The sequence below is a fragment of the Methyloglobulus sp. genome (assembly GCF_046714055.1).
GTDB lineage: Bacteria > Pseudomonadota > Gammaproteobacteria > Methylococcales > Methylomonadaceae > Methyloglobulus.
On sequence record NZ_JBKKBJ010000252.1, the window covers coordinates 1 to 8263 of the forward strand.

Sequence of the window (8263 nt, forward strand, 5' to 3'; positions counted from 1 at the left end):
ATCCTATTGATTCGGCCTTGTGAGGTATTAACTCCCGTTCCCCTTGAGCCTGTCGAAAGGTGTGTGTGCTTCGACAAGCTCAGCACGAACGGTTTCAAACATTAAAAGGCCGAATCAATAACCTCTACCGTACAAACGGCGAATAACAACATTGGCTGTGACTGAGTGATGACCGGATCACCGGAAGTTACTTTGGCTTAGATCGATTGGCTTTATTAATCAACTTTTCAAGTTATCAAAGTATTAAACAAGGATATAACATGAGTCATTATTTGAATAAATTCATCCCGGCAGCAAGCGCATTCAGCCTCCTGCTGGCGTGGCCGGGCTTGGCAAATGCCGAAGATTATTACCGCAAGACCTTGGGTTACCGCGTCGAACCGGAAACTGATCCACCGTCTTACGTGCGGAATTTAAGCCGAACCCAGTTCGAGCAGTTCCGAGATGTCGAATGGCTGGATGTGGGCTTGGAACACCGCACCCGTTACGAGTACCGGGAAAACGATTTGCGGCCTACACCTACGGGCAACAACAGCAGCACTAGCACTGATTTTCGCCCTGATCCTGACAATCTCTGGCTCTTGAGGACACGGGCTTACCTTGGCGTTCATGACATTCTTGATCCACTGCGGTTTGCCGTCGAGTTTCAAGATTCCCGGAGTTACAACGGCCTGTATGAACGCAATGTATCGGATGTAAATGAGTTTGAACTGATCCAAGGTTATGCTGAGTTGTATTTCAAGAATTTGTTGGGGCACAACCGCCCGTTAAGTGTCCGTGCGGGCCGCCAGCACTTGGAATTGCTGGACAGGCGGTTGATCGGCAATAATCAGTTCCGCAACACCACCAACAACTTCGAGGGTTTCCGTGTCCGTTTTGGCAAAAAGCAAAACGACTGGGATCTGGACACCTTTGCTTTTCAACCGATCGAGCGCTTGAAGTACGAGTTTGACCGTGCCGATGAGGATACCTGGATTTATGGCGGTGTCCTCAGTTTGAAGCAATGGTCGGATTACGTCACCATTCAGCCTTACTTCATTGGCCGCAAACAAAACGGCGACCCTGCCAATCCAGTTGCAGCCAATCGCAAGCCCGATTTGGACATTTATGCGCCGGGCCTTAGGGTGTACGGTTTGTTCGGCGACAGCGGCCTTGATTTCGATGCCGACATCAATAAACAGTTTGGCCGGTCTGGGTCGCTCTCAAGTAATAAAAAACAGGACCTGCGCCAGCATGATGCCCTGGCTTACTCGCTGGAATTGGGCTATACCTTCGACCATGACTGGAAGCCCAGGGCCAGCCTGTATTACGGCTACGGCACTGGCGATAAGAACCCCGCAGACAACAAGCTTGAGCGCTTCGATCCTTTTTTCGGGTTTAACCAGCCCTGGTCACGCAACGATTATTTCTCCTGGGACAACATCATCACACCCAAAGCGCGGGTTGAATTTACCCCGTACAAGGATGTCCGCGTCGATGCCGGTTATAACGCCTTTTGGCTACAAAGCGAAACCGATGCCTGGAACAGGGCTAATTTGCGGGACAGGAGCGGCGAAAGCGGCAGCTTCCTGGGCCATGAATTCGACATCAGGATGCGTCATAAGCTCAACCCTTATGTCGATTGGAGTTTGAGTTACGCCCGCTTTGAGCCGGGCAATTTTACCCGCTCTTTCAATGACTCGGTGGACGGCCCCTTCACCGACCAGGCCGGCAATTTCTTCTACTTTGAAGTGTCGCTGAACGCGTTTGGTGACGGCAAACCAACCTATAAGTAATTTATTCCTTGGATTTGCCGAGTCTGGCTTGTTCCCGAAGCGTACGGGTAGATAAGGCAAATCCAGCCATACAAGGATTTTTTCGTTGCTCAAAGAGGGTTGCCAAAATTTTATATATCTCATTTTTAGATAATAAAATCTAAACATATCATTTCCAATTATTAAAAAAGGCATTTACCATAAACCTATATCGAAAAATCGCATCAGTAACCTGTTTCTTAGAGCAATACGAGAAATTTATTTAAACCTTCTAACCATACCAACATGGAGTAACCATGAGATTCACTAAACCAAGCAAACAATTGTTGATTGCCGTTGTTGCCTTGTTGCTAAGCGGTACGGCCCTGGCGGAAAGGACTATCCTCAATGTCTCGTACGACCCGACACGGGAACTGTATCAGGACATCAACCAGAAATTTATTCAATACTGGAAAGAGAAAACTGGCGAAGACGTCAATGTCCAGCAATCGCACGGTGGTGCGGGCAAACAGACCCGGGCCGTGATCGATGGCCTGGAAGCGGATGTCGTCACCCTGGCCATGTCTTATGACATCGACCAAATCGCCGGAAAAGCCCGCTTGTTGCCCAAGGATTGGCAGGGTCGTTTACCCCACAACAGCGTGGCTTACACATCCACTATTGTGTTTTTAGTCCGCAAAGGCAACCCTAAAGGCATTAAAAACTGGGATGACCTGGTAAAGGAGGGTGTTTCCGTCATTACACCCAACCCCAAAACATCGGGTGGCGCACGGTATAACTATCTGGCCGCCTGGGGCTTCGCGGAAAAGAGTTACGGCAGCAAGGATGCCGCCAAGGAGTTTGTGAAGAAGTTATACAAAAATGTGCCTGTGCTTGACTCTGGCGCACGCGGATCAACAACAACCTTTATTCAGCGTGGACAAGGCGATGTCTTACTCGCCTGGGAGAATGAAGCGTTTCTGGCGATTAACGAACTTGGCTCAGGCCAATTTGAGATTGTCGTGCCGCCAACCAGCATTTTGGCGGAATGCCCAGTGGCTGTGATCGATAAGGTTGTCGATCGGAACGAAACCCGGGACTTGGCGGAAGCCTATCTGCAATATCTGTTTTCACCGTTCGGCCAAAAACTCGCGGCAAAACATTATTATCGTCCGGTTCAGCCGGAACATGCCGATCCCGAAGATTTGAAACGCTTCCCGAAACTGGAACTGTTTACCGTCGCTGACAAATTTGGCGGTTGGGCTAAAGCGCAAAAAGAGCATATCGATGATGGGGGCATCTTTGACCAAATCTATGCGCCCTAGCACAGGACGAATACGGATGTAACCCCTGCTCCGTATTTCATTCATTCAATTTTTTAACATGCCACTGCTGAAGGTTATATGTTTAGATATTTAATTCTGTCCTTATTGCTGATGTCATCGGCCGTCTTTGCCGAAACTTCATTATTGAACGTTTCCTACGACGTTACCCGCGAGTTTTATAATGAACTCAACCCCGCCTTCATCAAATACTGGAAGGAAAAGACCGGAGAAGACGTTACGATCAATCAATCGCATGGAGGATCCAGCAAGCAGGCCAGAGCGGTGGCGGACGGACTTGAAGCCGATGTGATTACCATGAATCGGTCGTCTGACATTGATATTCTTTACCAACGCGGTAAGCTGATTCCTGAAAATTGGCAAGAGCGTCTTCCTCATGCCAGTTCACCTACCGCATCAACTTCCGTATTTTTGGTTCGTAAAGGCAATCCAAAAAATATCAAGGATTGGGATGACCTGGTGAAGCCTGGCATTTCCGTTATTATCCCCAACCCGAAAACATCGGGTAACGGCAAATACAGCTATCTGGCGGCATGGGGCTATGTCATCAAAAATGGCGGCGATGAAGCCAAGGCTAAGGATTTTGTAACCAAACTCATTAAGAATGTACCTGTTCTTGACAGCGGCGGACGCGGCGCGACAACGACATTTGCCCAGCGTAATATCGGCGACGCCCTGCTGACCTTTGAGAATGAAGTTTTTTTGATAAAGAAAGAACTGGGGGAGGATAAATTCGAAACGGTATATCCATCCGTCAGTGTCCTGGCTGAAAATCCTATTTCATTGGTTGATAAAGTTGTCGATAAAAGAAAATCTCGCAACGTTGCTCAGGCCTATCTGGATTTTCATTTCTCCGAGGAAGGTCAGGGGATCGCCGTTCGCCATAACCTGAGGCCACAGGTGGAAAGTATTGCAGACAAACACAAGGCTACTTTCAAACAGCTTAATTTATTTACCGTAAACGAAGTGTTCGGAAGTTGGGCTAAAGCAGAAAAAACCCACTTTGCCGACGGCGGGCTGTTCGATCAGATTTATGGAAAATAGTTGGTATGCCGGGCAAAAAGCCCCCCACCCTACCTGGCTAGGCAAATTTTATGTAGGCGTAATGTCGCCCCAACCTTAAGCGGCAGAACTGAACAGGATTCGCAAAGGAACAAAGCGCATCGTTCTCGATTGGTGAACTCACAACGAACTTTTCAAGTCGTTCCTAAGCCCATCCTTCAAATTGAAGTTAATAAAACCGAAGATAACTGACATGTCACAAAGTAACATCATGCCGGGATTTCGCCCGGCCATCGGCTTTACCCTGGTCTATCTGGCCTTGATAGTCTTGATACCGCTCAGCGCGATGCTGTTGAAAACCCTGGAGCTTAGCCTCGATGATTACTGGGCGATCCTGACTAACCAGCGCGTACTGGCCTCTTTCCGTGTCAGCTTTGTGTCGGCGCTGGTTGCCGCCGCCGTGGCCTGCGTTTTTGGCTTCATCATTGCATGGACACTGGTGCGCTATCCGTTTCCCGGCAAACGCCTGTTCGATGCACTGATCGATCTCCCGTTCGCCTTGCCGACAGCTGTGGCCGGTATCGTATTGGCGACAATCTACGAACCCTACGGCTGGATTGGTAAACTAGTGATGGAAGTATTTGGCGTACAGATCGCCTACAAGCCGTTGGGCATCGTCTTTGCCTTGATCTTTATCGGCTTGCCGTTTGTTGTGCGTACCATCGAGCCGGTGTTGCAGGAATTCGATAGGGCGATGGAAGAAGCCGCTGCCAGCCTCGGTGCCAGCCGTTTGCAAGCGTTTATCAAAGTCATTTTACCGAATATTTTACCCGCCACGATCACGGGTTTTGCCTTGGCTTTTGCCCGTGGGGTCGGCGAGTACGGTTCGGTGATTTTTATTGCCGGCAACATGCCGTATGTGTCCGAAATCGTACCGCTGCTGATTATCACCAAGCTGGAACAATACGACTACGCCGGTGCTGCCGCCATTGGCTTGACCATGTTGATCCTATCATTTTTGCTGCTGTTATTGATTAACGGCTTGCAATGGTGGGTACGTCGCCGCAGTGGACAACTTTGAGGGACATGCTGATGAATACGGTTTCCCCTGTTATGGTACATTCCAAATCGCTGACCCTGGGCGATCCCGACTGGATACACCATGCGCTGGTTACGCTTACCTTGGCGATTATCGGTTTATTTCTGGTTTTACCGTTGGCGACTGTACTGATTGAGGCTTTTGCCAAAGGCTGGTCGGCTTACGCTTCCAGTTTGGCTCACCCTGACACCCTGGCTGCAATCAAGCTGACGCTGTTGACAGCATTAATCACCGTGCCATTGACCACCGTATTCGGCATTTCCGCTGCCTGGGCGATTGCCCGTTTCGACTTTCGAGGCAAAAGCTTGTTGATTACCCTGATCGATCTGCCGTTTTCGGTGTCGCCGGTGATCGCAGGCCTTATTTATGTATTGATTTTCGGTGCCCAGGGTTGGTTCGGGCCTTGGTTTTCCGTTCATGACATCAAGATTATCTTCGCCGTGCCAGGGATTATCTTGGCGACCTTGTTTGTGACGTTCCCGTTTGTCGCTCGCGAGCTGATTCCCTTGATGCAGGAAATCGGCCATGAAGAGGAGGAAGCGGCCTTGTCCTTGGGCGCCAGCGGCTGGCAAACCTTCTTCAAGATCACTCTACCCAACGTCAAATGGGCGCTGTTGTACGGCGTGTTGTTGTGTAACGCCCGGGCGATGGGCGAGTTCGGTGCGGTCTCGGTGGTGTCCGGGCATATCAGGGGGCTTACCAACACGTTGCCGCTACATATCGAAGTGAGCTACAACGAATATGACTTCGTTGGTTCCTTCGCCAGTGCTTCACTGTTGGCAGGGTTGGCCGTGGTGACGCTGGTGGTTAAAACCTTCCTGGAATGGAAGCAAAAGCAGGATGCCAAAGCGTCCCTACGGGTGGCTGGATAGCCATTAGCATTCAACGATTTTATGAGAAACACGCCATGAGTATTGTCTTAAGTCAAATCAGTAAAAATTTTGGCGCATTTTCCGCGTTAAGCGATATCAACTTAGATATCCCGGAGGGCGAACTGGTCGCCTTATTGGGGCCTTCCGGTTGCGGCAAAACCACGCTGCTGCGGATCATTGCCGGGCTTGAACAAGCCGACCAGGGTGATGTTTTTCTGCGCGGGGATAAGGTCACCGATAAACCGGTCAAAAACCGCCATATTGGGTTTGTGTTTCAACACTACGCCTTGTTCCGGCACATGACGGTATTCGATAACGTTGCTTTCGGGTTGCGGGTAAAGCCGCACAAAGACCGACCTAGTGAAGCGATTATACGCAAGAATGTACACGATTTACTGAACTTGGTTCAACTCGACTGGCTGCACGACCGCTTCCCCGACCAGCTCTCAGGCGGCCAGCGCCAGCGTATCGCGTTGGCACGGGCCTTAGCTGTGGAACCCTCTGTATTGCTGCTGGATGAACCATTCGGTGCACTCGATGCCAGTGTACGCAAGGACTTGCGCCTTTGGTTGCGGCACTTGCATCATGAATTGGACGTGACCACCATTTTTGTGACCCACGATCAAGAAGAAGCGATGGAGGTAGCCAGCCAGATTGTCGTACTCAATCACGGTAAGATTGAGCAAAAAGGCACTCCCAGCGAAATTTATGACTATCCCAGCAATGATTTCGTCTCCCATTTTATCGGCCAGACGAATGTGTTTCATTTGGAAAAAGACGACAGCGCTTGGCTCAAGGGTGCCGGTATCGTTCTCGATGACCCCGGAGGCATTACGGCACATGTACGGCCTCATCATATCGGCGTAAAAAAACTGGGTGACAATTCGGCATCGCCGATTGTCCTGAAAGATTGGCAACATTTGGGCGCGACGATCCGCCTGGAATTAAGCAATGAGGGACTAAACGGTTCGGCTAAGACAATTTATGCCGAAATGCCCAGCGACCAGTTTAAACAGTTACACCTGAATAAGGGGGATAAAGTGTCGCTGTTCATTAAACATGCCCATTGGTTCAACCTGGCAAAACCCCAGGTTCCTGAAGCGGCAACTGATTTTTATGTATAGCGGTTGACATGAACTTAAACCAACTCGAAATTTTGCATCTCTTGCAGGAGACGGGCTACAACCTGACCAAGGTTGCGGAAAAGATGAACATTGTGCAATCGGCTGTGAGCCGGCAATTGATCATGCTGGAGGATGAATTAGGCACGCCTTTATTTGAGCGGCACGGAAAAAGGTTATTGGGGCCTACGCCTCTAGGGGTACGCATCCTGGAAGAAGTGACATCCGTCAACCAGGCCAAACGCAATATTCGGGCTTTGGCGGATGATTTTCTGGACAACCGTAATGGAATGCTGCATATCGCCACCACCCATACGCAAGCGAAGTATTTCTTGCCTGCGCCGATCAGCAAGTTCAGGGAAAAATATCCCGGCATCAAGATCTATATTGAACAATCATCTCCTGGTAATTTGATTAATTCATTGCATCAACATAAGGCTGATATCGCTATCTGCACCGAAAGAATGGATGAAGATGAAAAGCTGGTCATTAAGCCTTGCTACCAATGGCATCATATTGTCGTTGTCCCTAAAGGCCATCCGTTGATAGACGAAGACATCACGCTTGAGCGCATGGCAACTTTCCCCATATTGACTTACAGCAGGGGATTTACCGGACGTAGCAATATTGAGAAAGCTTTCGACAATGAAGGCATCCGTCTGGATATAACGCTGGCGGCAGCCGATTCGGATGTGATCAAAACCTATGTTCGCCTGGGATTTGGTGTCGGCATTATTGCGGGGACTTCTTATGAGCCGGGTATTGATTCCGATCTTGTCGCCCTGGATCTGGCGCATCTCATTCCACCATCGACGACCAAATTTGCTTATTTAAAACAAAGCTATCTACCAACTTATACGCGCTATTTTATTGACCAACTCGTAGGGAGGATTAGCCGCTCAAATAGTCGGTCTATCCATCTTGATTGTCCTATGGGCGCGGCGTGATCCGCCTACTGCGGTGTTCCCGGCTCATGGATGAAGGAAGTCGGGTTAACGGCTTTATCGTTAACCCACATGGCCAAAAAAGTTGGGTTGCCAAACAGCAGGCAACCCAACCTACGCTGCTGAGATGACTTTGGCAATCTGAAATC

General features: G+C 49.5%; 7 protein-coding genes. All 7 read left to right on the forward strand.

Annotated elements, in window-relative coordinates; all coding sequences use genetic code 11:
- Positions 1 to 260 precede the first annotated feature (260 nt).
- The 7 genes from ACLQ6D_RS14980 to ACLQ6D_RS15010 all read left to right on the forward strand — a co-directional run bounded on the left by ACLQ6D_RS14980 (position 261) and on the right by ACLQ6D_RS15010 (position 8117).
- Positions 261 to 1775 (forward strand): alginate export family protein, encoded by a 1515-nt coding sequence (locus tag ACLQ6D_RS14980; protein ID WP_411728117.1) that lies wholly within the window; start codon positions 261 to 263, stop codon positions 1773 to 1775.
- Positions 1776 to 2050: 275 nt separating this feature from the next.
- The gene (locus ACLQ6D_RS14985; RefSeq protein ID WP_411728118.1) at positions 2051 to 3058 is read left to right on the forward strand and encodes a sulfate ABC transporter substrate-binding protein; all 1008 of its coding nucleotides are present in this window, start codon (positions 2051 to 2053) and stop codon (positions 3056 to 3058) included.
- A 78-nt stretch (positions 3059 to 3136) separates the two neighbouring features.
- Complete coding sequence (locus ACLQ6D_RS14990; protein WP_411728119.1) at positions 3137 to 4120, forward strand: sulfate ABC transporter substrate-binding protein; 984 nt, start codon at positions 3137 to 3139, stop codon at positions 4118 to 4120.
- A 211-nt stretch (positions 4121 to 4331) separates the two neighbouring features.
- Complete coding sequence (cysT, locus tag ACLQ6D_RS14995; RefSeq protein WP_411728120.1) at positions 4332 to 5159, forward strand: sulfate ABC transporter permease subunit CysT; 828 nt, start codon at positions 4332 to 4334, stop codon at positions 5157 to 5159.
- A gap of 32 nt (positions 5160 to 5191) precedes the next feature.
- The gene (gene cysW / locus ACLQ6D_RS15000; RefSeq protein WP_411728123.1) at positions 5192 to 6049 is read left to right on the forward strand and encodes a sulfate ABC transporter permease subunit CysW; all 858 of its coding nucleotides are present in this window, start codon (positions 5192 to 5194) and stop codon (positions 6047 to 6049) included.
- 35 nt (positions 6050 to 6084) lie between these two features.
- On the forward strand, positions 6085 to 7173 hold the full coding sequence (locus ACLQ6D_RS15005) for a sulfate/molybdate ABC transporter ATP-binding protein (protein WP_411728121.1): 1089 nt from the start codon (positions 6085 to 6087) through the stop codon (positions 7171 to 7173).
- Between the two features lie 8 nt (positions 7174 to 7181).
- Complete coding sequence (locus tag ACLQ6D_RS15010) at positions 7182 to 8117, forward strand: LysR substrate-binding domain-containing protein (protein ID WP_411728122.1); 936 nt, start codon at positions 7182 to 7184, stop codon at positions 8115 to 8117.
- Positions 8118 to 8263: the final 146 nt, after the last annotated feature.